The organism is Micromonospora sp. NPDC048887, assembly GCF_040649715.1.
Lineage (GTDB): Bacteria > Actinomycetota > Actinomycetes > Mycobacteriales > Micromonosporaceae > Micromonospora.
This window is the reverse complement of record NZ_JBEZGA010000024.1, coordinates 54704-80449: the sequence shown is the minus strand read 5'-3', so window position 1 is coordinate 80449 and position 25746 is coordinate 54704. Positions and strand designations below refer to the sequence as shown.

The window sequence follows — 25746 nt, the reverse complement described above, 5'->3', positions numbered from 1 at the left end:
GGTCGGCTTGAGGTCGTGCGAGGCGCGCAGGGCGTCTTTGACGGCGGCAGCACCGCCCGCGTAACGGGTAAGGTCGGACATGGCCGAGGCTCCTTCTCGGTCTGCCCCGGTCGGCGTTCGCAGCGCTCGGCCGGGGCGTCTTCAGTTGGCGGCGGGCCTCGTGTGGGTGTCACTCAAGACCCGCGTACGCGTCAACTGCTGGCGCCGCCTCGCCGAGGGAGTGGCCGCCTCGGTGGCGGTGGGTGATCCGGTGATCGTCGCCGGCCGCCTCTACACCCGGGACTGGACCGACGAGTCCGGCACCCACCGCACGCTCTACGAGCTGGAGGCGGTCGCGGTCGGGCACGACCTGTCCCGCGGCCGGGCCCGCTTCCTGCGCAACCAGCCCCGCGCCGCCACCAGCACCGTCGAGGACGCCGAGGCCGAGCAGCGGGTGCACGGCGAGGCGACCGAGCCGGTGCCGGCCGCGCAGGCCCCCGCCACGTTCGACGACCGGCCCTTCGACGACGACTTCCCGCCGCCGGAGTACGGGGGCGGCCGGACCGGGCCGGCCGATGCGGTCGAGCGGGTGGGCGAGCCCGACCCGTTCGACGTCGGCCCCGGCCTGCCGGGCGCCGCCGCCCTCGGTGCCCGGCCGCGCGCGCAGGGCACCGGCTTCGACCCGGGGGCGGGCGACCCGGTCGCGGAGGAGGACGAGCTGGGCGACGTGGCGGACGACGGTCCGGTCACGGTCGAGGACGACGAGCTGGGCGCTGTCACACCGCTGGAGATCGACGCGCCGGGTGGTTCCGGACCGGATGGGGCCGAGCCGACCGGTGCCGGCGGCGGGAGCGCTCCGGGGCGTCGCGGGCGGCGGCGTACCCCGGTGCCCGCCTGACCCTCCGTCCGACGGGGGCGCGGGGTGGTGACAGCGGCGTCACCACCCCGCGGTACGACTAGGCTGGCCGGCCGGAGGTGGTGACGGGTGCGGCAGGCGACCGCCATGGCGAACGCGACCGGGCTGGTGGCGGGCTACGCGCTCGACGCCCTGCTCGGTGACCCCCGACGGTGGCATCCGGTGGCCGGCTTCGGCCGCGCGGCCGGCACGCTGGAGCGGCAGCTCTACCGCCCCGACCGGGCGGCCGGCGCCGCGTTCACCGCGCTGGCGGTCGGCGGGCCGGTCCTGCTCGGCGCCGCCGCCGCGCTGGCGACCCGGCGCCATCCGATCGCGCGGGCCGCGCTGGTGGCCGCCGGCACCTGGACGGTGCTCGGCGGGCGCACGCTGCGGCACGAGTCCCGGGTGATGGCGCGGGCGCTGGGCCGGGCCGACCTGCCCGCCGCCCGGGCGCGTCTGGGCAACCTCTGCGGGCGTGACCCGTCCACCCTCGACGAGCCCGAGCTCGCCCGCGCCACCGTCGAGTCGGTCGCCGAGAACACCTCGGACGCCGTTGTCGCCCCGCTGGTCTGGGGCGCGGTCGCGGGCCTGCCCGGCCTGCTCGGCTACCGGGCGGCGAACACGCTCGACGCGATGGTCGGGCACCGCTCGCCCCGGTACGCCCGCTTCGGCACGCCCGCGGCCCGGCTGGACGACGCGCTGAACCTGGTGCCGTCCCGGCTGACCGGGTTGCTCACGGTGGCCGTCGCGCCGGTGGCGAACGGGAACCTCGCCACCGCCTGGCACGTGTGGCGGCGGGACCGGGCCGACCACCCGAGCCCGAACGCCGGCCAGTGCGAGGCGGCCATGGCGGGCGCGCTCGGCGTACGGCTCGGCGGACGCAACGTCTACTTCGGCCGCGCCGAGACCCGCCCGTTCCTCGGTGACGGGCCACGCCCCGACGCGCGGCACCTGAAGCGGGCCGCCCGCATCTCCGGCGCGGTGGGTGCGGCCGCGCTCGGCCTGGCCGCGCTCTACCCGGTGACAGTCGGCCGGGTGGCCGGGGCCGCCGGGCGGGCCGCGCTCGGCGCCGTCACCCGAGCGGCCCGTGGCTCAGGCCGGGGGAGCGCGCGGTGAGCGGCGGGCTGCTTGTCGCCGGCACCACCTCCGACGCCGGCAAGAGCGTGCTCACCGCCGGCATCTGCCGCTGGCTGCGCCGCCGGGGTGTCCGGGTCGCCCCGTTCAAGGCGCAGAACATGTCGAACAACTCCGCGGTGGTGGTCGGCCCGGACGGCCGCGGCGGGGAACTGGGCCGGGCCCAGGCGATGCAGGCCGCAGCCTGCGGGCTCGACGCCGATCTGCGCTTCAACCCGGTGCTGCTCAAGCCGGGCAGCGACCACGCCAGCCAGGTGGTGCTGCTCGGCGAGGCGGTCGGCACGGTCACCGCCGGCAACTACCAGGAGGTACGGGCCCGGCTGGCCACCACCGCGTACGCGGCGCTGGCCGAGCTGCGGGCCGAGTACGACGTGGTGATCTGCGAGGGCGCGGGCAGCCCCGCCGAGATCAACCTGCGCGACGGCGACTACGTCAACATGGGGCTGGCGCGGCAGGCCGGGCTGCCCGCGATCGTGGTCGGCGACATCGACCGGGGCGGGGTGTTCGCCTCGATGTTCGGCACCGTCGCGTTGCTCGACGCGGCCGACCAGGCGCTGGTGGCCGGGTTCGTGGTGAACAAGTTCCGCGGCGACCGTGGTCTGCTCCAGCCGGGGCTGGACATGCTGCGCCGGGTCACCGGCCGCCCGGCGTACGGGGTGGTGCCCTGGGCACTCGACCTGTGGCTGGACGCGGAGGACTCGCTCGCGTACGGGCGCGTGCTCGGCCGCCCGCCCGCGCCCCGGGGCACCGACTGGCTCGACGTCGCCGTGGTGCGGCTACCCCGGATCAGCAACGCCACCGACGTCGAGGCCCTCGCCACGGAGCCTGGTGTGCGGGTACGCCTCACCGTCGAACCGGCCGAACTGGCCGCCGCCGACCTGGTGGTGCTCCCCGGCACCAAGTCGACTGTCGCCGACCTGGAGTGGCTGCGGGAGACCGGCCTGGCCGACGCGGTGCTGACGCACGCCGCCGCCGGACGGCCGCTGCTCGGCATCTGCGGCGGCTTCCAGATGCTGGGCCGGGCGATCCACGACCCGGTGGAGAGCCGCCGGGGCAGCGTGCCCGGCCTCGGGCTGCTGCCCGTCGAGATCACCTTCGAGCCGCGCAAGACGGTACGCCGGGCCGAGGGCACCGCCTCCGGAGACGTGCCGGTGCACGGCTACGAGATCCACCACGGCCGTGTCTCGGCCGCCGACCCGGGCCTGGCGCCGCTGCTGCGCTACGCCGACGGCACCGGCGAGGGCGCCCGCCTCGGCACCGTGTACGGCACGCACTGGCACGGCGCCTTCTCGTCGGACGCGTTCCGCCGCCGGTTCCTCACCGAGGTCGCGGAGGCGGCCGGACGGACCGGGTTCAAGGTCGCGCCGGACACGTCCTTCGCGGCGGCCCGGGAGCGGACGCTCGATCTGCTCGGCGATCTGGTCGAGGAACACCTCGACACGGACGCGCTGTGGCGGCTGATCGAGTCCGGGCCACCGCCCGGGCTGCCGTTCGTGCCACCCGGCGCGCCACCGGCGTAGAGCGTCGGAGGGCGGCCGCCGCGACGGCTCAGTAGCGCACGTCGGCCGGGCGGTCGGACATCGGCAGCCCGGCCTCCCGCCAGCCCCGCACCCCGCCGACCATGTCGGTGGCCTGCCGCAGACCCAGCGTCTGGAGGCTGGCGGCGGCCAGGCTGGAGCTGTAGCCCTCCCGGCACACCACGATGATCTCGCGGTCGTACCCGGTGGCCTCCGGGATGCGCCACGCGCTGGCCGGGTCGAGCCGCCACTCCAGCACCGTGCGGTCGATGACGATCGCGCCGGGCAGCTCACCCTCCTCGCGGCGCTGCGCCTCGGTACGCGTGTCGATAAGCAGCGCGCCGCCACGGACCGCCTCGACGGTCTCGTGCGGAGTGAGCCGGCGGAGACCGGCGCGGGCCTGTTCCAGAAGGGCGTCGACGCCCGGACACATCACGTCATGGAGCACCCCCCGATGATGCCCAGCGGCCCGCGCCGCCGCTCGGCGAAACGGTCCGCCCGGGTCGCAGGTTCCAGCGGACGGGGGAACGTTAGCGTCGGTCGGGTGAACGTGGCGGTGATCGGGGCGTACGCCGGGTTGGCCCGCCGGGTGCTTGCCGGTCCGGCGCGGTTGGGGCGTACCCGGCTGGTCGCCGTCGACGGGCCGAGCGGCGCGGGCAAGAGCGTGTTCGCGACGCGCCTCGCGGACGCCCTCGCGGAGCGGGCGGGCACCCCCCGCCCGCCGCTCGTGCACACCGACGACCTGCTCGACGGCTGGGACGACCAGCTCACGTTCTGGAACCGGCTGGAGGAGCAGGTGCTCGGCCCGGTGCGGGCGGGGCGGCCGGGCGGCTACCGCCGCTACAGCTGGGTGCGCCGCCGCTTCCTGGACCGGGTGGTGCCGGTGCCGGCCGCACCGGTGCTGATCGTCGAGGGGGTGAGTGCCGCCCGTGCCGTGGTACGCCCCGAGCTGACGCTGTCGGTGCTCGTCACCGCGCCGGCCGAACTGCGGTTGCGGCGGGCGCTGGCCCGCGACGGCGCGCGGATCCTGCCGGAGCTGCGGCGCTGGCACGCGGGGGAGCGGGCGCACTTCGCCGCCGACGGCACCGCCTCGGCGGTGGACCTGGTCGTCGACGGTGCCCCGGACCTGCCGCACGACGCGGACCGCTACTACGTGCGCGTGGGTCGGCGATCGGGCTCGGGCGACGTGACGGGGTAAGGCCAGCATACGATTCCGGTCATGACCACTCCGATCCTCTCCGAGTCCGAGGTGCGGGCCGCCGTCGAGCGGGAACTCCCCGGCGTCCGCGCCGACCTCGAGCGACTCGTCCGCATCCCGGGCATCGCCTTCGAGGGCTTCGACCACTCGCACGTGGAGCGTTCCGCCGAGGCGGTGGCGGAGCTGCTGCGCGGCTGCGGCCTCGACACGCGGATCGTCCGGTCCGGCGGCCAGCCCGCGGTGATCGGCACCAAGGCGGCCCCGCCCGGCGCACCCACCGTGCTCATGTACGCGCACCACGACGTGCAGCCGGTCGGCGACCTGTCGCTGTGGGAGTCGGACCCGTTCGAGCCGGTGGAGCGCGACGGCCGCCTCTACGGCCGGGGCGCCGCCGACGACAAGGCCGGCATCATGGCGCACGTCGCCGCGCTGCGCGCGTTCGGCGACCGGCTCCCGGTCGGCGTGGTGCTGTTCATCGAGGGCGAGGAGGAGTACGGCTCGGACTCGCTGGAGCGGCTGCTCGCCGAGCACCGTGACGACCTGGCCTCGGACGTCATCGTCATCGCCGACTCCACCAACTGGGATGTCGGCGTGCCGGCGCTGACCACCTCGCTGCGCGGCATCGTCAACTGCTTCGTGGAGGTGCGCACGCTCGACCACGCGGTGCACAGCGGCATGTTCGGCGGTGCCGTGCCGGACGCGCTCACCGCGCTGGTGAAGCTGCTCGGCACGCTGCACGACGAGGCCGGCGACGTCGCGGTGGACGGGCTGGTCGGCCGGGAGGGCGCCAGCGTCGACTACCCGGAGGACCGGTTCCGCGCCGAGGCCGGCCTGGTAGAAGGCGCCAAGCTGCTCGGCACCGGCCGGATCACCGACCGGCTCTGGACCAAGCCGGCGCTGGCGATCCTCGGCGTGGACGCGCCGTCCACCGGCGAGGCGCCGAACGCGCTGGTGCCGTCCGCGAAGGCGAAGCTGAGCGTACGGCTGGCGCCGGGCGACGACCCGAAGAAGGCGTACGCGGCGTTGACCGCGCACCTGGAGCGGCACGCGCCCTGGGGCGCACAGGTGTCGGTGACGTTCGAGCACGACGGTGCGCCGTGCGTCATCGACGCCTCCGGGCCGATGTTCGACGCGGCCCGGTCGGCGTTCCGCACGGCCTGGGACGGCACCGACCCGGTCGACATCGGGGTGGGCGGGTCGATCCCGTTCATCGCCACGTTCCAGGAGATGTTCCCGCGGGCCGCGATCCTGGTGACCGGTGTGGAGGACCCGCACGCGCGGGCGCACGGGCCGAACGAGAGCCTGCACCTCGGCGAGTTCGCCCGGGTCTGCCTGGCCGAGGCGCTGCTGCTGGCCCGGGTGGCCGAGGTCGGAAACCGCGCCTGAGGTGTCGAAACCGTAACTTCGGGGCCGATGTCGGAGTTTGTGGTGTGTCGGCGGGCGGGGTGTTATAGCCTTTCGAACATGCGTACGAACGACGAGATCGAGCGGCTTCAGGCCGCCGTCCGTGCTCTGGGGGACGTCGACGTCTCCGCGTGGTCCGAGGACACGCTCAACGAACAGATCGGCGAGCTCTCCGCCGCCCTGGTCACGCTCGACGCGCTGCTCACCCGGGTCGCAGAGGGCGTGCGCGGGCGCGGCCTGCGCATCGAGGAACCCGTCTCGGCCTGACCGCCGGCCCGGCGACACATCGGCCCCGGCGACACGTCGGCCCGGCGGCCCGGCGATTCGGCGGCCCGGCGATTCGGCGGCCCGATGATTCGGGCGGCCCGGCGCACCCCTGCGGTGTGCCGGGCCGCCGGATCCGCCCCGATGTCACAGGCGGCTGGCAGGATGTGGACGTGCGTTTCGCGGAGCTGGCGGCCACCTCGGCCGCGGTCGGCGCCACCAGCGGCCGTCGGGCCAAGGTGGAGCTGCTGGCCGCCGCGCTGCGCGGGCTGGAGCCGGGCGAGATCCCGGCCGGCGCCGGTTACCTCGCCGGTGAGCTGCGCCAGCGCCAGACCGGTGTCGGCTGGGCGGGCCTGCGTGACCTGCCCCCGCCGGCCGCCGAGCCGACGCTCACCGTCGCCGCCGTGGACGCGGCGATCGAGGAGATCTCCCGCGTCGCCGGATCCGGCTCGCAGGCCCGGCGGCGGGAACTGGTCGGCCGTCTCTTCGCCGCCGCCACCGCCGACGAGCAGCGCCTGCTGACAGGCCTGTTCCGGGGCGAGTTGCGCCAGGGCGCGCAGGCCGGGCTGCTGACCGACGCGGTCGCGCGCGCCGCCGACGTGCCGCTCACCGCCGTCCGGCGGGCCCTGCTGCTCGCCGGTGACCTTCGGGCGGTGGCGGTCGCGGCGCTCACCGGCGGCGCCGACGCGCTGGCCGGGTTCGGGCTCCAGGTGGGCCGGCCGCTCGCGCCGATGCTCGCGCAGAGCGCCCCCTCTGTCGACGAGGCGCTCACCGCCACCGGCGTGCCGGCGGTGGTCGACGTCAAGCTCGACGGCATCCGCATCCAGGTGCACCGCTCCGGAGCGGACATCGCCGTCTTCACCCGCAGCCTCGACGAGGTCACCGGCCGGCTGCCCCAGGTGGTGGCCGCCGTCCGCGCGCTGCCCGCCCGCGAGCTGGTGCTCGACGGTGAGGCGATCGGGCTGGACGCCGCCGGCCGGCCGCTGCCGTTCCAGGAGACGTCCAGCCGGGCGGCCCGGCGCACCACGCCCAGCACCACCGGGCAGGCGCCTGTCGCGCCGGCCGTGCTGGCCGCCGCCGAGCGCACCGGCGAGCCGGTGCTCACGCCGTACTTCTTCGACCTGCTGCACATCGACGGCGCCGACCTGATCGACGCGCCGGGGTGGGAGCGGTGGGCGGCCCTGGCCGGCGCGGTCGACGCCTCGCTGCTCGTCGACCGGGTCGAGGTGGACGACGTGGCGCAGGCCGCCACCGCGTTCGCCGCGGCGGTCGACGCCGGTCAGGAAGGCGTGGTGGTCAAGGACCCGGCTGCCCCCTACGACGCGGGCCGGCGCGGCTCGGCCTGGGTCAAGGTGAAGCCGCGGCACACGCTCGACCTGGTGGTCCTCGCGGTCGAGTGGGGCAGCGGCCGGCGGGAGGGGTGGCTGTCCAACCTGCACCTGGGCGCACGCGATCCACGTACCGGCGAGTTCGTCATGCTCGGCAAGACGTTCAAGGGCCTCACCGACGAGCTGTTGCGCTGGCAGACCGAGCGGTTCCTGTCGCTCGCCGTGGAGAAGGGCGACTGGGTGGTGCGGGTCCGGCCGGAGCAGGTCGTCGAGATCGCGTTCGACGGGGTGCAGACCAGCAGCCGCTACCCGGGCGGCATGGCGTTGCGCTTCGCCCGCGTGCTGCGTTACCGCGACGACAAGACCGCCGCCGAGGCGGACACCATCGACGCGGTCCGCGCCATCCACGCCGGCCGGGTCACCGGCTGACGACTCAGCCGGCCGACAGCGACCGGGCGTAGTTGACCTGGTTGTTGATCTGCTGCACCTGGAACTGGTCGGCCACCGGGATCCGCGCGACGTACTGGTGACCGCCGCTGCTCACCGTCACCTGCACGGTGCCGTAGTGCCGCGTCTCCTTGATCAGCAGGAACAGGAGGCTGAACACGGTCAGGCAGAAGAAGCCGAGGATCGCGGCGACGATCGCCCAGGGAGCGATCTTCTCCTCCCGCTGCCAGTAGTCGGTCACGTACCAGGAGGCGCCGGCGAGCGGCAGCACACCGGCCGGGGTACGGATGACCGGCGGCGTCACCACGATCTCGGCGATCTGCACGGCGACCGCCGACTGCGCGGGCGGCACCGGCCCGCCCGGCGGGTACGGCCCGTGGTGCGGTGCGACCGCCCCGGCCGGCGGCACCGGTGGCGCCGAGAACTGGGCCGGCGGCGCGGAGAACTGGGCCGGTGGCGCCGAGAACTGGGCCGGTGGCGCGGAGAACTGCGCGGTCGCCGGTGGGCCGGAGAACGGTGCGGGTGGCGCGGAGAACTGCGGCGCGGCGGGGAACTGCGCGGTGGGCGCGGGGGTGACAGGTGCGTCCGGCACGGCTACCACCGGGAACTGCTCGGTGGGCGGCGCGACGGCCGGCGGCATGGCCGACCACGGGTCGTACGCGGGCGGCTCGGCGGCCGGGGGCGTCGTGGAGTCAGAGGTCACCGCGACCCCCACGATTGACGATCATCCGCGGACCTTACAACGTCCCCGCCGTCCGGTGTGCCCACCGGGAGGGCGGACGTCGTCAGGCGGAGGCGGGGGCGGCCGGCTCGGCGGCCCGGTCCACCGGCTCGCCCGGCTTGTCCAGTCCGGCGAGACGGCGGGCCTCCCGGCGGGCGACCCAGCCGTAGCCGAACAGGCTCATCACCGCGAAGATCCACCACTGCCAGACGTAGCCGAAGTTCTGCCAGTTGTTCGTGTGCCCGATCTGGACCGCCTGGAAGGCCGGGTCGGCGGCCGGAGTCTGCCCGTCGAGCAGCACGTAGCCGCCGCTCACCGGGTAGGGAAGCTGTTCGGCCAGGCGGGGGATGTCGATGCGGCGGGCCTCCAGCTTGCCGTCGCGCCGGGCGACCGCGCCGCCGCCGCTCTCGCTGCCGACGACCCGGCCGGTCACCGTCACCTCGCCGGTCGGCGCCGCCGGCACCTGTGGCTGGACGGTCGCCGCGGCGCCCGGGGCGGGCGGGATCCAGCCGCGGTCGACGAGGACCGCGCTGCCGTCGGCCAGCACCAGCGGGGTGAGCACCTCGAAGCCGACCGTCCGGTCGACGGTCCGGCCGCGGATCAGGACGACGTTCGCGCTGTCGTACCGGCCGGTGGCGGTGACCCGGCTCCAGGTGACCTGCTCCGACGGGGCGGGACCGACGTCACCGGCGCCGCCGCTGGGCGCGGGGAGCGCGTCGCGCAACGGCGCGGGCGTCATGGTGGCCCCGGCGTCGATGCGCTCGTTGACCGCCGTCCGGCCCCGGTAGCGGTCGAGCTGCCAGTTGCCCAGGAACACCATCACCGTCGCGGCGACGAGCGTGAGCGCGAGGTAGCCGAGCCAGCGCGGGGTCAGCAGGAACCGGTACACGTTGGCCAAGGCTACCCGTATGAGCGGAGCCACTCGCCGCAGCCAGGGAGAAAGGGTGGTGTGCGCGGCTCTCGCGCGCGGGAGCGGACGGGTATGGTCACGCGGGCGGAAACCACCCACATCAGGAGTCGATGATGACCGACGTGCCGCGCGTCGTGCTGAGTGCGCCCTCCTCGGGGCACGGCACCGGCGCCGTCTCCCTCGGCCTGCTCGCGGCGCTCACCGACCGGGGGCTTCCGGTGGCCGGGTTCAAGGTCGGGCCGGACCAGGTGGACGCGGCGTACCTGGGGCTCGCCGCCGGCCGCGCCGGGCGCACGCTGGACCCGCGACTGGTCGGCCCGGAGCGGGTCGCGCCCCTGTTCGCGTACGGCGCCGCCGACACCGAGTTCGCGCTGGTGCAGGGCACGATGGGCCTCTACGACTCGGTCGCCGGGCGGCCGGAGAGCGAGTCGACGGCGGCCGTCGCCACCGCGCTGCGCAGCCCGGTGGTGCTGGTGGTGGACGTGGCCGCGATGGGGCAGTCGGTGGCCGCGCTGGTGCACGGCTTCCGGGCGTACGACGACGAGCTGTGGCTGGGCGGCGTGATCCTCAACCGGGTGGCCTCGCCCCGGCACGAGGCGCTGCTGCGCGAGGCGCTCGACGACGTGGGCGTCCCGGTCTACGGGGCGTTGCGCCGGCACGAACTGCCCCCGGTGCTGCCCGCCCGCCGGTACGGCACCGGGCCGGTGGTGCGCGCCGACGCCGAGGCCGAACGCGGCGTACGCCGCCTCGGTGAGGCGGTGGCCGCGACAGTCGACCTCGACCGGCTGCTGGCGCTGGCCCGCTCCGCCCCCGCGCTCACCGTCGAGCCGTGGTCGCCGGAGCCGGCCGACGGCCCGTCGGTGCCGGGGGAGCGCCCGGTGGTGGCGCTGGCCGGCGGACCGGCCGGCGCCTACAGCCACCCCGAGACCGCCGAGCTGCTGCGCGCCGCCGGAGCCGAGGTGGTCACGTTCGATCCGTTGCGCGACGAGGCGCTCCCCGCCGGGGTCCGCGCGCTCGTCGCCGGCGGCGGGCTGCCCGAGACGTACGCGGATCAGCTCTCCGCCAACCGCCGCCTCTGCATCGCGGTGGCCGAGCTGGCCCGCTCCGGCCGTCCGGTGATCGCCGAGGGGGCCGGTCTGCTCTGGCTGGCCCGGGAGCTGGACGGCCTGCCCATGTGCGGGGTGCTCGACGCGGTCGGCACGGTCCGGGACGGCCTGGTGGTCGGCTACCGCACGGCCACCGCGGTCACCGACAGCGTGGTGGCGGCGGCCGGTACGACGGTGACCGGGCACAAGCAGCACGCCGCCGTGCTGACCCCGCGCGCCGGTGACCGGCCGGCGTGGCGCTGGGAGGGCGGCAACCCGGAGGGCTTCGTCCGGCAGGCGGTGCACGCCTCGCAGCTCGTGCCGCACTGGGCCGCGCATCCGGGCATCGCGGCCCGGCTGGTGGCCGCCGCGCTGGCCCCGGCGGGGGCGTCGGCGTGATCGGACAGGTGGCGGTACGCCGCTTCCCGGCGCTGACCGTCTCCACCCCGCGCATCGAGGTGCGGCACCTGACCGCCGCGGACGCGGAGGCGGTCGACGAGGTGTTCGCCGACCGGCAGACGCAGCGCTGGCTGCCGCTGGCCGAGGCGTCCGGGCAGATCGACGGGCAGGCGTGGTGCACCGAGCTGGCCCGGCAGCGGCGGGACAGCGGCGACGGCGACCACTGGGCGGTGGTCCGCCGGGAGGACCAGCGGGTGGTCGGCTCGCTCTGGGCCCGGCGTACCGACTGGGGTGCCCGGCTCACCGAGCTGTCGTACGCGATCGCGCCGCATGCCCGGGGCTACGGCCTGGCGGTCGAGGCGGTGGACGCGGTGGCCGTCGCGCTGATCCTGGAGCACGGGTTCCAGCGGGTGGAGCTGCGGGTGGCGGCCGGCAACGTGGCGTCCCGGCGGGTCGCCGAGAAGGCCGGGTTCAGCTACGAGGGCCTGCTGCGCAACGCCGGCTTCGTCCGTGGCGCCCGGGTGGACCTGGAGCTCTGGTCCTTCGTGGCGGCCGACCTCCGCTGACCCCCGACGTCGATCAAGGAGTTCGCGTCGGCGGATCGCGCGATCCCTGACGCAAACTCCTTGATCAACTACCCGGGCGCACCCCCGGGCGGAACTGGGTGGTGGGGCGGGACGGGGTGGGTCAGCCGACTATCTGGTCTGAGGGTGGGGTGAACTGGCGGGTGGGCTGGCCCTTGAGGGAGTCCCGCAGGGTCTGCGCCACCGCGTTCACCGGGATCTGGGACTGCCCGTCGCCCACCGCGTTGAACGGATTGTCCGGGTCGGCGATGAAGCTCGCCGCCGCCAGCTCCGGCGTGTAGCCGACGAACCACGCCGACCGGGTGCTGTCCGTCGTACCCGTCTTGCCGGCGACCGGGCGGCCGACCGTACCCCGCACGCTGTCGGCCGTCGACCAGCCGCCGCAGCTCCCCTTGGCCGGGGTGTCGCCGGTCGGGCACCGGGCCGCGTCGGTGGCGGCCCGGGCCGCGTCGGCGTTCACCACCTGCCGGCATCGCGGTTTGGCCACCTCCCGCTGCACCCCGCCCGGCGTGGTGTACGTGGCCGGAGTGCCGTCCCGGTTCATGATCGCGTTGACCGGGATGGCCTCGCAGTAGCGCCCGTCGGCGGCGATGGCCGCGTACGCGTTCGCCATCTCCAGCGGGGTGGCGTCGGAGACGCCGAGCGTGAACGCGCCCCACTTCTTCGCCTTGCCCGGCGACGCCTGCTCCTTGTCCACGTCGGTACGCCAGCGCAGCCCCAGTTGCTCGGCCAGGCGCACCCCGGCGTCCGCGCCGATCTTCTCCTCCAGCTGGACGAAGTACGTGTTCACCGACTTGCCGAAGCCGGACCACATGGTCTGCCGCCCGGTCATCGCGCCGCTGGCGTTCGACGGCGCCCACCCGTCGTAGACGGCCGACTTGTACGTGTACGGCGAGTCGTACGCGGTGGACAGCGGCATTCCCGCGTTGAGCGCGGCGAGCATCGGGAACATCTTGAACGTCGAACCGGCCTGGTAGCCCGGGAGCGTCCCGCCGCCGAGCAGCGGCGCCACCGTGTTCGGATAGTTCGCCTTGACCTTCGGCCCGGCCTCCGGGTTCGAGCTGTTCGGGTTCTCGGCCAGGTCGAGCGAGTAGTTCCGGTTCACCGCCATCGCCTTGATCCGCCCGGTGCCGGGCTCGGCGACCACGATCCCGTTGGCGAACGGGCTGCCGGTGTTGTCCTTGGCGCCGACGTTCTTCTCCGCCGCCTCCTGCGTCTTCGGGTCGAGCGCGAGCACGATCCGGTAGCCGCCGCGACGCAGCTTGTCCATCCGTTCCAGCCGGTTCTCGCCGAACGCGGGCTGGGCGCTCCACCAGTTCTTGAGGTAGTCGCAGTAGAAGCCCCAGCTGCGGTGGCCGCCGTCGATCGCGGCGCAGTCGTTCGGCGGGTCGGTCAGCTTCAGCTTGATCGGCTGGCTCTTGGCCTCGGCTGCGGCGTCCGGCGACAGGTAGCCGAGGCGGGCCATGTTGTCCAGCACGTAGTTGCGCCGGCCGGTGGCGTCCTTCTGGTCGGAGGTGATCGGGTCGTACTCCGACGGCGATTTCACCAGCCCGGCCAGCGTGGCCGCCTCGACCGGGCTGAGCGTCGCAGGGGTCTTGGAGAAGAAGATCTGCGAGGCGGCGTAGATCCCGTACGCGCGGTGGCCGAAGTAGGCCGAGTTGAGGTAGCGCTCCAGGATCTGTTCCTTGCTCAGTTGCTTCTCGATGTCCAGCGCCATGCGCATCTCCTTGACCTTGCGCAGGCTGGTCTGCTGGGTGGCCTCCTGGACCTCCTTGGGCGTGGTCGCGCTGTCCCGCAGCGCCATCCGCACGTACTGCATGGTGATCGTCGACGCGCCCTGGGACACGCCGCCGGACTGGGCGTTGGAGACGAAGGCACGCGCCACGCCCTTCGGGTCGACGCCGTGGTGCTGGTAGAAGCGGTTGTCCTCGGCGGCGACGATCGCCTGCTGGACGTTCGGCGACATGTTCTCGATCTTGGTGTACTGCCGGTACTCCTCGTAGAACATGGTCAGCACCGTCTTGCCGTCCGGCGCGTAGACGTACGAGGTCTCGGCCGGCAACGCGGTCTTGAGGATGTTCGTCTTCTGTTCCACCGCGTGCGCGGTGGCCTTGGCCCCGAGGCCGGTGACGGCGACCAGCGGATAGAGGGCGGCGGCGACCACGATGCCGGCGATCAGCCCGGCGCGGAGTAGGGGAACGAGACGGCCTGCGGAAGCAAGGGAACGACTGCTCACGGGGTCAAGCTATGACATTTCCGATTCGGAAATGAGAAGAACTCATAAACCGGCGGACCGTGACGCGACCCACGCCGGGATGCGCTGTCCCGGGCGGCGGCTACCCGGCAGGATCGCGGACATGCCCGCACCACCGACCGGGAGCGCCGCCGCGCTCGACGAGCCCGACCTGGGCCACCACGGGGACGCCGAGGCCACCGACGGCCTGGTGGACCTCGCGGTGAACGTGCGCCGCGCCCCGATGCCGGACTGGCTGGCCGACCCGATCACCGCGGCCCTGGGCGGCCTGGCCGCGTACCCGGACCCGGCGCCCGCCCGCGCCGCCGTCGCTCACCGGCACGGGCGACCCCCGGAGGAGGTACTCCTCACCGCCGGGGCCGCCGAGGGCTTCGTCCTGATCGCCCGCGCGCTCTCCGGCGTCCGCCACCCGGTGGTGGTGCACCCGCAGTTCACCGAGCCGGAGGCCGCGCTGCGGGCCGCCGGGCACCGGGTGGACCGGGTGCTGCTCGACCCGGCCGACGGCTTCCGCCTGGACCCGGCCCGCGTCCCGGACGACGCCGACCTGGTCATGATCGGCAACCCGACGAACCCGACCTCGGTACTGCACCCGGCGGGCGCGATCGCCGCGCTGGCCCGCCCCGGCCGGGTGCTCGTGGTCGACGAGGCGTTCGCCGACACCACTGCCGCACCCGGAGTCGACGGCGAGCCCGAATCGCTCGCCGGCCGCCGCGACCTGCCCGGCCTCGTGGTGGTGCGCAGCCTCACCAAGACCTGGGGCCTGGCCGGGCTGCGGATCGGCTACCTGCTCGGCGACGCCGCGCTGCTGGCCCGGTTCGCCGCCGCGCAGCCGCTCTGGGCGGTCTCCACCCCGGCGCTCGCCGCCGCCACCGCCTGCGCCGCGCCGGCCGCCGTCGCGGCCGAACGCGCCATCGCCGCCGAACTCGCCGCCGACCGCGACCACCTGGTGGCCCGCCTGTCCGGCCTGCCGGGGGTACGCGTGGCGGGCCGCCCCGCCGCCGCCTTCGTGCTGATCCACACGGCCGGCGCCGCCGAGGTACGCGAGCGGCTGCGCGCTCACGGCTGGGCGGTACGCCGGGGCGACACCTTCCCCGGGCTCGGCCCGGACTGGCTCCGGATCGCCGTACGCGACCGGGGCACCACAGACGCGTTCATCGAGACGCTGGCACGGATCCTGGAGGCATGATGCTGGAGCCCACAGTCGCGGCGATCCGGCCGCTGGACGAGGCCGCCATGGCGGCGGCCCGCGAGTTGCAGGGGCGGCTGACCAAGCCCGCCGGCTCGCTCGGCGCCCTGGAACCGCTCTCGGTACGCCTCGCCGGGCTGGCCGGCGCCTGCCCGCCGCCGCTGCCCGAGCCCGCCGCGGTGGCGATCTTCGCGGGTGACCACGGCGTGCACGCCCAGGGCGTGACCCCGTGGCCGCAGGAGGTCACCGCCCAGATGATCGCCAACTTCCTGGCCGGCGGCGCGGTGGTCAACGCGTTCGCCCGCCAGGCCGGCGCCTCGGTCACGGTGGTGGACGTCGGCGTGGCCACCCCGATCCCCGGCGCCGAGTCCGCCGACCCGGCCGGGCCGCGCCTGGTGCCGGCGAACATCCGCCCCGGCACCCGGGACATGACGGTCACCGCCGCGCTGACCCCTGACGAGGCCCGCGCGGCTGTCGAGACCGGCATCCGGGTCGCCGGTGAGCTGATCGACGCCGGGGCGGGCATCCTGCTCACGGGCGACATGGGCATCGGCAACACCACCCCGTCGGCCACGCTCATCGCCGCGTTCTCCGGCGTGGACGCGGAGGCGGCCACCGGCCGGGGCACCGGGGTCGACGACGAGACGTACGCCCGCAAGGTGGCGGTGGTGCGGGCCGCGCTGGCCCGGCACGAGCCCGACCCGGCCGACCCGCTGGGCGTGCTCGCGGCGGTCGGCGGGCTGGAGCACGCCGCGCTGGCCGGCCTGATCCTCGGCGCCGCCGCCCGGCGGGTGCCGGTGCTGCTCGACGGCGTGATCGCGGTCAGCGCCGCGCTCGCCGCCGCCGCGTTCGCGCCGGACGCCGTGGGCGCCATGGTCGCCGGGCACCGCAGCGCCGAGCCGGGCGCCACGGCGGCGCTGCGGCACCTCGGGCTGGAGCCGCTGATCGACCTGGGGCTGCGGCTCGGCGAGGGCACCGGGGCGCTGCTCGCCCTGCCGGTGGTCACCGGCGCGGTCCGGGTCCTGCACGAGGTCGCCACGTTCGACTCCGCCGGGGTGGCGGAGAAGTGACAGGGCCGACGCCGCCCAGCCCGTACCCCCTGGGGTTGCGGCTGGACGGGCGGCGCGTGGTCGTCGTGGGCGGGGGAGCGGTCGCCACCCGGCGGGTGCCGGCGCTGCTCGACGCCGGCGCGGACGTGCTGCTGGTGTCGCCCGAGCTGACCCCGGCGCTGCGCGCGCACGTCGACGCCGGGCGGCTGCACTGGGAGCCGCGCCGGTTCGTCCCCGGCGACCTGGACGGCGCGTGGCTGGTCCAGGTGGCGGTGGACGACCGGGCCGCCGCCGCGTCGGTCAGCGCCGCGGCGGCCGAGCGGCGGATCTTCTGCGTCCGCGCCGACGACAGGTCGGCGGCGAGCGCGTGGACCCCTGCGGTGACCCGGCACGGCCCGGTCACCGTGGCGGTCCTCGGCGGCGGCGACCCCCGCCGAGCGATGGCCGTCCGCGACGCCGTCCGCGAGTTGCTCGCAAGGAAGGGCCCCCCGTTAACGCCTGCGGTAGAGGAAGGGACCCCTGTTAACACCGGCGGCCGCGTCGCGCTGGTCGGCGCCGGGCCGGGCGACCCGGAGCTGATCACCGTGAAGGGGTGGCGGCTGCTCACCGAGGCCGAGGTGGTCGTCGCCGACCGGCTCGTGCCCGGCCTGCTCCTGGACGAACTGCGGCCGGACGTCGAGCTGGTCGACGCCTCCAAGATCCCGTACGGGCCGTCGCGTGCCCAGGAGGAGATCAACCGGATCCTGGTCGACCGGGCCCGGGCCGGCAAGGTGGTGGTACGGCTCAAGGGCGGCGACCCGTACGTCTTCGGGCGTGGCGGCGAGGAACTGCTCGCCTGCGCCGAGGCGGGCGTACCGGTGACAGTGGTGCCCGGCGTGACGAGCGCCATCGCGGTGCCCGAGGTGGCCGGCGTGCCGGTGACCCACCGGGGCGTGGCGCACGAGTTCACGGTGGTCTCCGGGCACCTCGCCCCCGACGCGCCCGCGTCGCTTGTGCGCTGGGACGCCCTGGCCGGGCTGCGCGGCACGCTGGTGATCCTGATGGGCCTGAAGAACCTCGCCGCGATCAGTGCCACACTCATCGCGCACGGCAAACCGGCGCAGACTCCCGCCGCGGTGATCCAGGAGGGCACCACAGCGGGCCAGCGCACGCTGCGCTCCACGCTCGCCACTGTCGCCGCCGACGTCGAGGCCGCCGCCCTGCGCCCACCCGCGATCGTGGTGCTGGGCGACGTCGTCCACGCCCTGACCCCCGACGCCCCCGCCTGACCCCGCCCGCGCTCCCTCGCCCGACCCGCGCGCTCTCGCCCGAACCCGCCCCGCCCGATGGCGCCGATCTTGCACTTGGTGCCCGCCTGGTGCCCGCTATACCCCTTTCGCCGGGGCAGCAAGTGCAAGATCGCCGGGCCGGGGTGGGCCCGGCGGCCGAGGTGGGGTGGAACGGGGACGGCGGCGGGGACCGTTGGTCTCCCGCCGCCGTCCCCGGTGCTTCGGTCAGGTCACTGCTTGAGCATGTTGTCCAGCAGCAGGGCGCAGCGGACCAGGCCGAGGTGGCTGTACGCCTGCGGGTGGTTGCCCAGCCCGCGCTCGGCCAGCGGGTCGTACTGCTCCGGGAGCAGCCCGGTCGGCCCGGCCGTGTCGACCATCTGGGTGAACAGCTCCTCGGCATCGCTGCGGCGGCCGGTGCGCAGGTACGCCTCGATCAGCCACGACGTGCAGATGTGGAAGCCGCCCTCCCGGCCGGGCAGGCCGTCGTCCCAGTGGTACCGGTAGACGACCGGACCGCTGCGCAACTCCGCCTCGATCTTGAGCACGGTGGAGAGGAAGCGCGGGTCGTCGCCGGCGAGCAGCCCGGAGATGCCGATCCACAGCGACGAGGCGTCCATCTCCTCGTAGCCGTAGGCGACGCTGTACGCCTCGGCCTCCGGGTGCCAGCCGTGCTCCAGCACGTTCGCGGCGATCCGGTCGCGCAGCTCGACCCACTCCGGCCGGTCCTCGCCGCCGTGCTGCCGCACGACGTGCAGCGCCCGGTCCACAGTCATCCAGAGCATGACCTTGGAGAAGACGTGGTGCCGTGGGGGGAGGCGGGCCTCCCAGATGCCGTGGTCGGGCTCGTGCCAGCGGCGGCGTACCGCCTCGACCATGTTCTCCAGCACCCGCCACTCGTCCTCGCGGATCGAGCCCCGGGCGTCGGCCACCGCCGCGATCAGGTCCGCGACCGGGCCGAAGACGTCGAGCTGGAGCTGGTGGTTGGCGAGGTTGCCGACGCGTACCGGCCGGGAGCCGGCGTAGCCGGGCAGCGTGTCGATGACCGCCTCGGCGCCCAGCTCGAAGCCGTCCACTGTGTAGAGCGGGTGCAGCCGCTCCGGGTGCCCGCCGGTGCGCTCGACCACGCCGTCGATCCAGCGCAGCAGCCCTTCGGCCTCCTCGGTCGAGCCGAGGTCGACAAGCGCCCGTGCGGTCATCGCGGCATCCCGCAGCCAGCAGTAGCGGTAGTCCCAGTTGCGGACACCGCCCAGCTCCTCCGGCAGCGACGTGGTGGCCGCGGCGAGGATCGAGCCGGTCGGCTCGTGGCAGAGCCCCCGCAGCGTCAGCGCGCTGCGGGCGACCAGGTCCCGGGCGGTGGCCGGCAGTCGCAGCGAGGCCACCCAGTCCTTCCAGGGCTGCTCGGCGGCGGCCTGCCGCTCGTGCACCGGCAGCCGGTGCGGTTCCAGGCTCTGCGTGCCGAAGCGCAGCTCCAGCACCACCTGGCCGCCGGCCGCCGACAGGTCGACCACCGCCTTCGCGGTCTCGTACCCGGCGTCGCTCGTGACCTCCCACTCGACGCCGGGGGAGTGCAGCGCGACCGGCTCGTTGGAGCCGAGCACCAGCAGCCCGTCGTCGAGCGGCTGGAGCTGCACCGCCACCTGACCGAACTCGGGACGCGGCGCGAACTCGATCCGGGCCCGCCCGGTGCCGGTGAGCACCCGGACGAGTGTCGAGTCGCCGCTGACCACGGCCGGGTCGTCCGGCGTGGTCTCCCGCGCCGGCAGGTCGAGCCAGTCGGTCACGGTGAGGCCGGACCAGCGGGTCTCGACAGTCATCGTGTTGCTGCGGTAGCGCTGCCCCAGCGGGATGCCGCCGCGCTCCGGACCGACAGTGAAGTGCCCGGCCGGGCTGCCGCCGACCAGGTCGGCGAAGATCGCCGCCGAGTCGGGCTTCGGGTGGCACAGCCAGGTGATCTTGGCTTCCGGCGTGACCAGCGCGACGGTACGGCCGTTGGCGAGCATCGAGTGCCGCTCGATCGGCACCGCCCGTTCGCCGAACAGCCAGTGCCGCCGTGTCTCCAGCAGCAGACCCAGCGCGCGGGCCGCCTCGATCGGCTCGGACACCCGGTAGTCGGCGCGGGTCTCCCCGGGACCGATCTTGATGCCGACGTCCGGGCCGGTCAGGTTGCCGAACGCGTTCTCGTCGGTGACGTCGTCGCCGATGAACAGGACCGCGCTCGCGGCGAGCTGGGTGCGGAGCTGGTCGACGGCGGTGCCCTTGTTCGTGACCACCACCGACAGCTCGATGACCTCCTTGCCCTGGGTGACAGTCACGCCCTCCCAGGTCGCGGGGCCACTGCGGACCGCCTCGACGGCCCGGGCGGCGACGTGCGGGTCGACGCCGCGGGTGTGCACCGCCACGCTCGCCGGCTTGCGCTCCAGGCGGATGCCCGGGTGCTCGGCGGCGATCTCGCGCAGCGCCTCGCGGAGCCGGTGCCGGGCCGCGATCAGCTCGGGGCTGAGCCGCTCGACGAAGCCGATGTCGAACTCCGAGCCGTGGCTGCCGACCAGGTGCACCTCGCTCGGCAGCCGGGAGAGTGTGGCCAGGTCGCGCAGGGCGCGACCGGAGACGACGGCGACGCTCGTCTGCGGCAGCGCGGCGAGCGCGCGTACGGCCGCCACCGACTCGGGCAGCGGCACGGCCTTGCTGGGATCCTCGACGATCGGCGCCAACGTGCCGTCGTAGTCGCAGGCGACCAGGAGTTGCGGGACCCGGGCGATGCGGCCGATGGCGGCGCGCAGCTCGGGATCCAGCACGCCGCCGTGGGCGGCGGCGGTGGCGGGCGGGGTCACGCAGCCTCCGTATCGGGGACGCCGAGCTCGCTGAGGAACGACTTGGCCCAGTGGCCCACGTCGTGGCTGCGCAGATGGCGCTGCATGACGCGCATCCGGCGGCGGGCTTCGGGTTTCTCGACGTGCACGGCCCGTAGCAACGCGTCCTTCACCGCGTCCGGGTCGTGCGGATTACACAGGAACGCCTGGCGCAGCTCTGTGGCGGCGCCGGCGAACTCACTGAGCACGAGCGCGCCGCCCTGGTCGGCGCGCGATGCGACGTACTCCTTGGCCACCAGATTCATTCCGTCTCGCAGCGGGGTCACCATCATCACGTCGGCCGCGACGTACATCGCGGCCAGTTCGGAGCGACTGTACGACTGATGCAGGTAATGCACCGCAGGCACGCCGACCCGGCCGAATTCACCATTGATCCGGCCTACCTCGCGTTCCACCTTCACCCGAAGTGCCTGGTAGTGCTCCACCCGCTCGCGGCTGGGCGTGGCGACCTGCACCATAACCGCGTCGGGAACTGTCAACTTTCCGTCAGCAAGAAGTTCGCGGAAGGCCTTGAGGCGGAGTTCGATGCCCTTGGTGTAGTCGAGCCGGTCGACCCCCAGGATGATCGTCTTCGGGTTGCCCAGCTCCTCGCGGATCTGCTTCGCGCGGGCCTGGATCGCCGGGTCCTCGGCCAGCCGCTCCATCTCCTTCGTGTCGATCGAGATGGGGAACGCGCCCGCCTTCACCTGCCGGCCGTCGACCTGGATCATCTGGCCCTCGTAGCGCAGGCCGAGCAGGTGCCGGGCCAGCCGGACGAAGTTCTGCGCCGCCAGCCGCTGCTGGAAGCCGACCAGGTCCGCGCCGAGCAGTCCACGCAGGATCTCGGTGCGGAACGGCATCTGCATGAACAGCTCGATCGGCGGGAACGGGATGTGCAGGAAGAAGCCGATCCGCAGGTCCGGCCGTAGCTCGCGGAGCATCGCCGGCACGAGCTGGAGCTGGTAGTCCTGGACCCAGACGGTGGCGCCCTCGGCGGCCACGTCCGCCGCGGCCTCCGCGAACCGGGCGTTCACCAGCCGGTACGCCTCGCGCCAGCGCCGCTTGTAGGCGGGCGTCTCCACCGCGTCGTGGTAGAGCGGCCAGATCGTCGCGTTCGACTGGCCCTCGTAGTAGCGCTCCAGCTCCTCGGCGCTCAGCGGCACCGGGTGCAGCCGGATGCCCTCCAGGTCGAACGGCTCGGGCGCGGCGCCGGTGCCGCCGGCCCACCCCACCCAGGTGCCCTGGTGCTCGGCGAGGACCGGGTGCAGCGCGGTGACCAGCCCGCCGGGGCTGCGCCGCCACTGCCGCCCCTCGGGTGTGCTCACCTCGTCGACCGGCAGGCGGTTGGCCACTACGACAAAGGAGCTACGGACGGTCACGATCGGCTACCTCCGGGTACTGACGGGTCCACCGCGATGAGCGTACTGAGCGTAGCTGCGGCTTCTGATCCCCCGTGCCGGAGTTACCTACCCGTCCCAGAACCGCCGAATCCATCGCGTGATCTTGTCGACACCGGCGGCTCAGAGGTCGATGATCGGCCACTCCTTGGGCAGCACCTCACCGAGCAGTTCCCGCCGGTCGCTCATGATTGGCGTGGTGGCCCGCGCGGCCTCCAGCGCCACCTGGGCGAGGTCCATGCTGAGGAGCGTGCGTGACCAGCCGCCGAGGAACATGCACATGTCGTGCGCGACAGGGGTGACGACCACGTGGTCGAGATCGCCGAGGATGTCCAGCAGGCGCCAGCCGTCCACGGCCACCTGCCGGTACGCCTCGGCAAGACACAGCGCCGGCACGATCACCGTCTGTCCCCGGTCCGCGACCGACGCGATCTGCTCCCCGACCGCCTCGGTGCCGTCCGAGTAGGCCAGCAGGCAGGCGGTGTCGAGCACCAGCCCGGGGTCAGTCACGGGTCAGCCGTCCACGCGACGACTCGCTCAGCAACTCGGCCGCCCGGGCGCGCAGTTCTGGGGTGATCTTCGCCTGGGCCTCGTCGAGCGCGTGGCCCGCGTCGGCGAGCCCGCCGTCGGACAGCCGGAAGCCGACCTGCCGGAGCGCGCGCCGGGTGCGCTCTCCCGCCATCCGCTGCCGCACGCTCTCGGTGACGAACGCGGAGACGTTCTGCTCCTGGGCCAGTCGTTCGGCCACGTCGTCGGGGACGCTGATGGCGATCTTCTTGGTCATACTGTCGACGGTAATGAGTAGTACCGAGGGCTGCAACGAGGCACGCCGCCGTACCCCTGGGGTGGGGTGATGTGGGCGTGGCGGTCCGTACCTGTCAGGATTGACGGCGGCGTGCGGCCGGCTCCCGGCCGGCGGCGGCTGGCGCAGATCGGCGCCGCGCCCCGCACCCGACAAGCCCGCGATCGCAACCGACGGAGGTAGCCCGCACCGTGGCCCAGTTCATCTACGTCCTGGACAAGGCGCGCAAGGCGCACGGCGACAAGGTCGTGCTCGACAACGTGACGCTGAACTTCCTGCCGGGTGTCAAGATCGGGGTGGTCGGTCCGAACGGCGCCGGTAAGTCCAGCCTCCTCAAGATCATGGCAGGGCTGGACCGGCCGAGCAACGGCGAGGCCCGGCTCATGCCCGGCTACTCCGTCGGCATGCTCGCCCAGGAGCCGCCGCTCAACGAGGAGAAGACGGTCCTCGGCAACGTCGAGGAGGCGGTCGCCGAGACCAAGGCCAAGCTGGAGCGGTTCAACGCCATCGCCGAGCAGATGGCCACCGACTACTCCGACGAGCTGATGGAGGAGATGGGCAAGCTCCAGGAGGAGCTGGACGCCGCCGACGCGTGGGACATCGACTCCAAGCTCGAACTCGCCATGGACGCGCTGCGCTGCCCGCCGCCGGACGCCGACGTCACCCAGCTCTCCGGTGGTGAGCGCCGCCGGGTCGCGCTGTGCAAGCTGCTGCTGGAGGCGCCGGACCTGCTGCTGCTCGACGAGCCCACCAACCACCTGGACGCGGAGAGCGTGCAGTGGCTGGAGCAGCACCTGGCCAAGTACGCGGGCACCGTCCTGGCGATCACCCACGACCGGTACTTCCTGGACAACGTGGCCAACTGGATCCTGGAGCTGGACCGCGGCCGGGCCTACCCGTACGAGGGCAACTACTCCACCTACCTGGAGAAGAAGGCCGCCCGGCTCTCCGTCGAGGGCCGCCGCGACGCCAAGATGAAGAAGCGCCTCTCCGAGGAACTGGAGTGGGTCCGCTCGAACGCCAAGGCGCGGCAGACCAAGTCCAAGGCCCGTCTGGACCGCTACGACGAGATGGCCGCCGAGGCGGAGAAGACCCGGAAGCTGGACTTCGAGGAGATCCAGATCCCGCCGGGCCCGCGCCTGGGCAACACGGTCATCGAGGCGCAGAACCTGACCAAGGCGTTCGGTGACCGGGTGCTGATCGACAACCTGTCGTTCTCGCTGCCCCGCAACGGCATCGTCGGCATCATCGGCCCGAACGGCGTCGGCAAGACCACGCTGTTCAAGACCATCGTCGGGCTGGAGCAGCCGACAAGCGGCTCGGTCCGGGTCGGCGAGACGGTCTCGCTGTCGTACGTCGACCAGAACCGGCAGGGCCTGGACGGCGACAAGACCGTCTGGGAGGTCGTCTCCGACGGGCTGGACCACCTCATGGTGGGCAAGGTCGAGATGCCGTCCCGGGCGTACATCGCCGCGTTCGGCTTCAAGGGCCCGGATCAGCAGAAGCCGACGAAGGTGCTCTCCGGCGGCGAGCGCAACCGGCTCAACCTGGCGCTGACGCTCAAGATCGGCGGCAACGTGATCCTGCTCGACGAGCCGACGAACGACCTGGACGTGGAGACGCTGTCCAGCCTGGAGAACGCGCTGCTGGAGTTCCCCGGCTGCGCCGTGGTGATCTCCCACGACCGGATGTTCCTGGACCGGGTCGCCACGCACATCCTGGCCTGGGAGGGCGACGACCAGAACCCGGCCAAGTGGTTCTGGTTCGAGGGCAACTTCGAGGCGTACGAGAAGAACAAGGTCGACCGGCTCGGCGCCGAGGCGGCCCGGCCGCACCGGGTGACCTACCGCAAGCTCACCCGTGACTGACCGCTTCGTCTACCACTGCGCGTTGCGCTGGTCCGACCTGGACGCGTACGGCCACGTCAACAACGCCCGCTTCCTCACGCTCTACGAGGAGGCCCGGGTGGCGATGATGTTCGCCGGCGGCCGGGCGTGGGGGGTGGGCTCGTTCGCCGACGGTGTGGTCATCCGCCGGCACGAGGTCGACTACCTGCGCCCGGTCGACTACGCGCTGGGCCGGGCCAGCGCGGAGGCCGCGCCGGCGGTGCGGATCGAGCTGTGGGTGGACCAGATCCGGGCCGCCTCCTTCTCGGTCGCGTACGAGCTGTACGACGGCGACACGCTGGCCGGCACCGCCCGGTCGCTGCTGGTGCCGTTCGACCTGACGGCGCAGCGCCCGCGCCGGATCTCACCGGAGGAGCGGGCGTTCCTGCTCCGCTACGCGCCGGGGCTGAGCGGATGACCGGGCACGGGTTGACCGGGACGGCCGACGCCGGGGCCTTCCTGGCCCGGCTGGTCCGGTTCGACCCGGCCACAGTGGTCCGGCTGCGGCCGGTGCCGGACACGGGCCGTACCGCCCTCTGGGCGCGTCTGCCGTGGGGGGTGCTCGTGGTCCGTACCGTGCCCGGCACTGCCCCCGCCGACGTCACTGTGGCGGCGGGGGAACTGCTTGCCGAACTCTCCGCCGGGGGGACGTCTCTTCCGGTACGCCGGGACGACGGCTGGCGGTGGCAGCTTCCACCGGCCGCGAGCCGGGCCGTGGAGGCGCTGCCCGGCGCCGAGGTGCGCCGGATCGCGGAGGCGGCGGCCGGGACGCTGCGCGAGGCCGCCGTGCACGGCGTGGCGGGCCGCGCGGTCGGGCAGCGGGTGCTCCGGGATGCGCTGCTGGACCACGTCGCCGTGGTGGTGACCCCGGACGAGGCGCCACGCACCCCGGTGGAGGTGTCGCAGCGGCTGGTGCAGGGCCTGGTCCGGATGGGTTTCCTCGGCACCGGCGAGGACGACGTTCAGGTGCGCAGTGCGGGCCGATGGGTCGGGCTCGTCGGTCCGTTCGGGGCGGTCTGGTCGCGGACCGTTGCCGATCTTGCACTCAGGCCGACGGTAGGTCATCCGAAAGGATGACCCCATGTCGTCCTTCCGGCCTGGGGCGGTCGTTGGGGGGATGCCTCACGCCGCCTGTCCGGGTACCGTCCATCCTCGGATCCAACGCACCGTAGGCGTCCGGATCCGCTGGG

20 protein-coding genes and 3 pseudogenes are annotated in these 25746 nt (G+C 74.1%); 15 read left to right on the top strand and 8 right to left on the bottom strand.

The genetic code is table 11. The features are described 5' to 3' along the window. Positions 1–181 precede the first annotated feature (181 nt). The 3 genes and pseudogenes from AB0C17_RS27265 to AB0C17_RS27255 all read left to right on the top strand — a co-directional run. Positions 182–877: pseudogene (locus AB0C17_RS27265) on the top strand (single-stranded DNA-binding protein); the annotation flags it as partial. A gap of 105 nt (positions 878–982) precedes the next feature. Continuing rightward, positions 983–1990: a cobalamin biosynthesis protein gene (locus tag AB0C17_RS27260; protein WP_357386376.1), complete on the top strand. Its 1008-nt coding sequence runs from the start codon at positions 983–985 to the stop codon at positions 1988–1990. Next, a pseudogene (locus AB0C17_RS27255) lies at positions 1987–3658 on the top strand (cobyric acid synthase); the annotation flags it as partial. The gene AB0C17_RS27260 and the pseudogene AB0C17_RS27255, both read left to right, overlap by 4 nt. Here the strand turns inward: AB0C17_RS27255 and AB0C17_RS27250 are convergent. Then, entirely contained in the window at positions 3557–3958 is a 402-nt protein-coding gene (locus tag AB0C17_RS27250; protein WP_357386378.1) for a rhodanese-like domain-containing protein, read from the bottom strand. The pseudogene AB0C17_RS27255 and the gene AB0C17_RS27250 overlap by 102 nt on opposite strands. Between AB0C17_RS27250 and AB0C17_RS27245 the strand changes: the two are divergent. The 4 genes and pseudogenes from AB0C17_RS27245 to AB0C17_RS27230 all read left to right on the top strand — a co-directional run. Continuing rightward, positions 3893–4767 (top strand): annotated as a pseudogene (locus AB0C17_RS27245) (hypothetical protein); the annotation flags it as partial. The gene AB0C17_RS27250 and the pseudogene AB0C17_RS27245 sit on opposite strands and share 66 nt — an antisense overlap. After that, on the top strand, positions 4745–6109 hold the full coding sequence (locus AB0C17_RS27240) for a dipeptidase (protein WP_357481111.1): 1365 nt from the start codon (positions 4745–4747) through the stop codon (positions 6107–6109). The pseudogene AB0C17_RS27245 and the gene AB0C17_RS27240, both read left to right, overlap by 23 nt. A gap of 78 nt (positions 6110–6187) precedes the next feature. Beyond that, entirely contained in the window at positions 6188–6394 is a 207-nt protein-coding gene (locus tag AB0C17_RS27235; protein WP_192580616.1) for a hypothetical protein, read from the top strand. Between the two features lie 170 nt (positions 6395–6564). Further along, positions 6565–8148 (top strand): ATP-dependent DNA ligase, encoded by a 1584-nt coding sequence (locus AB0C17_RS27230; RefSeq protein WP_357481108.1) that lies wholly within the window; start codon positions 6565–6567, stop codon positions 8146–8148. A 4-nt stretch (positions 8149–8152) separates the two neighbouring features. Here the strand turns inward: AB0C17_RS27230 and AB0C17_RS27225 are convergent, their stop codons facing one another. Together AB0C17_RS27225 and AB0C17_RS27220 are read right to left on the bottom strand one after the other, a co-directional pair. Further along, positions 8153–8869 carry a hypothetical protein gene (locus tag AB0C17_RS27225; RefSeq protein WP_357481105.1) on the bottom strand — a complete coding sequence of 239 codons (717 nt, stop codon included), beginning with the start codon at positions 8867–8869 and terminating at the stop codon, positions 8153–8155. Positions 8870–8951: 82 nt separating this feature from the next. Next, the gene (locus AB0C17_RS27220) at positions 8952–9776 is read right to left on the bottom strand and encodes an SURF1 family protein (RefSeq protein WP_357481102.1); all 825 of its coding nucleotides are present in this window, start codon (positions 9774–9776) and stop codon (positions 8952–8954) included. 134 nt (positions 9777–9910) lie between these two features. Between AB0C17_RS27220 and AB0C17_RS27215 the strand changes: the two genes are divergently transcribed. Further along, entirely contained in the window at positions 9911–11281 is a 1371-nt protein-coding gene (locus AB0C17_RS27215) for a cobyrinate a,c-diamide synthase (protein ID WP_357481098.1), read from the top strand. Continuing rightward, positions 11278–11847: a GNAT family protein gene (locus AB0C17_RS27210; RefSeq protein ID WP_357386273.1), complete on the top strand. Its 570-nt coding sequence runs from the start codon at positions 11278–11280 to the stop codon at positions 11845–11847. Before AB0C17_RS27215 ends, AB0C17_RS27210 begins: the two co-directional genes overlap by 4 nt. Positions 11848–11968: 121 nt before the next feature. Here AB0C17_RS27210 and AB0C17_RS27205 read toward each other — a convergent pair whose 3' ends face one another. Next, on the bottom strand, positions 11969–14101 hold the full coding sequence (locus tag AB0C17_RS27205) for a transglycosylase domain-containing protein (protein WP_357386275.1): 2133 nt from the start codon (positions 14099–14101) through the stop codon (positions 11969–11971). A 121-nt stretch (positions 14102–14222) separates the two neighbouring features. Here AB0C17_RS27205 and cobC point away from each other — a divergent pair, with 121 nt between their 5' ends. Genes cobC through cobA form a run of 3 tightly spaced genes read left to right on the top strand, consistent with a single transcriptional unit; the run spans position 14223 to position 17622 of the window. Further along, positions 14223–15305: an Rv2231c family pyridoxal phosphate-dependent protein CobC gene (cobC, locus tag AB0C17_RS27200; protein WP_357386277.1), complete on the top strand. Its 1083-nt coding sequence runs from the start codon at positions 14223–14225 to the stop codon at positions 15303–15305. Next, complete coding sequence (cobT, locus tag AB0C17_RS27195; RefSeq protein WP_357386380.1) at positions 15305–16375, top strand: nicotinate-nucleotide--dimethylbenzimidazole phosphoribosyltransferase; 1071 nt, start codon at positions 15305–15307, stop codon at positions 16373–16375. The genes cobC and cobT overlap by 1 nt, the downstream gene beginning before the upstream one ends. Then, entirely contained in the window at positions 16372–17622 is a 1251-nt protein-coding gene (gene cobA / locus AB0C17_RS27190) for a uroporphyrinogen-III C-methyltransferase (protein ID WP_357386279.1), read from the top strand. The genes cobT and cobA overlap by 4 nt, the downstream gene beginning before the upstream one ends. A gap of 230 nt (positions 17623–17852) precedes the next feature. Here the strand turns inward: cobA and otsB are convergent, their stop codons facing one another. The 4 genes from otsB to AB0C17_RS27170 all read right to left on the bottom strand — a co-directional run bounded on the left by otsB (position 17853) and on the right by AB0C17_RS27170 (position 22652). Then, entirely contained in the window at positions 17853–20453 is a 2601-nt protein-coding gene (gene otsB / locus AB0C17_RS27185) for a trehalose-phosphatase (protein WP_357386281.1), read from the bottom strand. Continuing rightward, on the bottom strand, positions 20450–21850 hold the full coding sequence (locus AB0C17_RS27180) for a trehalose-6-phosphate synthase (protein ID WP_013288079.1): 1401 nt from the start codon (positions 21848–21850) through the stop codon (positions 20450–20452). The genes otsB and AB0C17_RS27180 overlap by 4 nt, the downstream gene beginning before the upstream one ends. A gap of 141 nt (positions 21851–21991) precedes the next feature. After that, the gene (locus AB0C17_RS27175; protein WP_210898559.1) at positions 21992–22378 is read right to left on the bottom strand and encodes a hypothetical protein; all 387 of its coding nucleotides are present in this window, start codon (positions 22376–22378) and stop codon (positions 21992–21994) included. After that, positions 22371–22652: a hypothetical protein gene (locus AB0C17_RS27170; protein WP_052165697.1), complete on the bottom strand. Its 282-nt coding sequence runs from the start codon at positions 22650–22652 to the stop codon at positions 22371–22373. The genes AB0C17_RS27175 and AB0C17_RS27170 overlap by 8 nt, the downstream gene beginning before the upstream one ends. Before the next feature lie 209 nt (positions 22653–22861). Here AB0C17_RS27170 and ettA point away from each other — a divergent pair, with 209 nt between their 5' ends. Genes ettA through AB0C17_RS27155 form a run of 3 tightly spaced genes read left to right on the top strand, consistent with a single transcriptional unit; the run spans position 22862 to position 25633 of the window. After that, positions 22862–24538: an energy-dependent translational throttle protein EttA gene (gene ettA, locus AB0C17_RS27165; RefSeq protein WP_357386286.1), complete on the top strand. Its 1677-nt coding sequence runs from the start codon at positions 22862–22864 to the stop codon at positions 24536–24538. Continuing rightward, positions 24531–24974 carry a thioesterase family protein gene (locus AB0C17_RS27160; protein ID WP_357386288.1) on the top strand — a complete coding sequence of 148 codons (444 nt, stop codon included), beginning with the start codon at positions 24531–24533 and terminating at the stop codon, positions 24972–24974. The genes ettA and AB0C17_RS27160 overlap by 8 nt, the downstream gene beginning before the upstream one ends. Further along, on the top strand, positions 24971–25633 hold the full coding sequence (locus AB0C17_RS27155) for a hypothetical protein (protein WP_357386290.1): 663 nt from the start codon (positions 24971–24973) through the stop codon (positions 25631–25633). The genes AB0C17_RS27160 and AB0C17_RS27155 overlap by 4 nt, the downstream gene beginning before the upstream one ends. Positions 25634–25746: the final 113 nt, after the last annotated feature.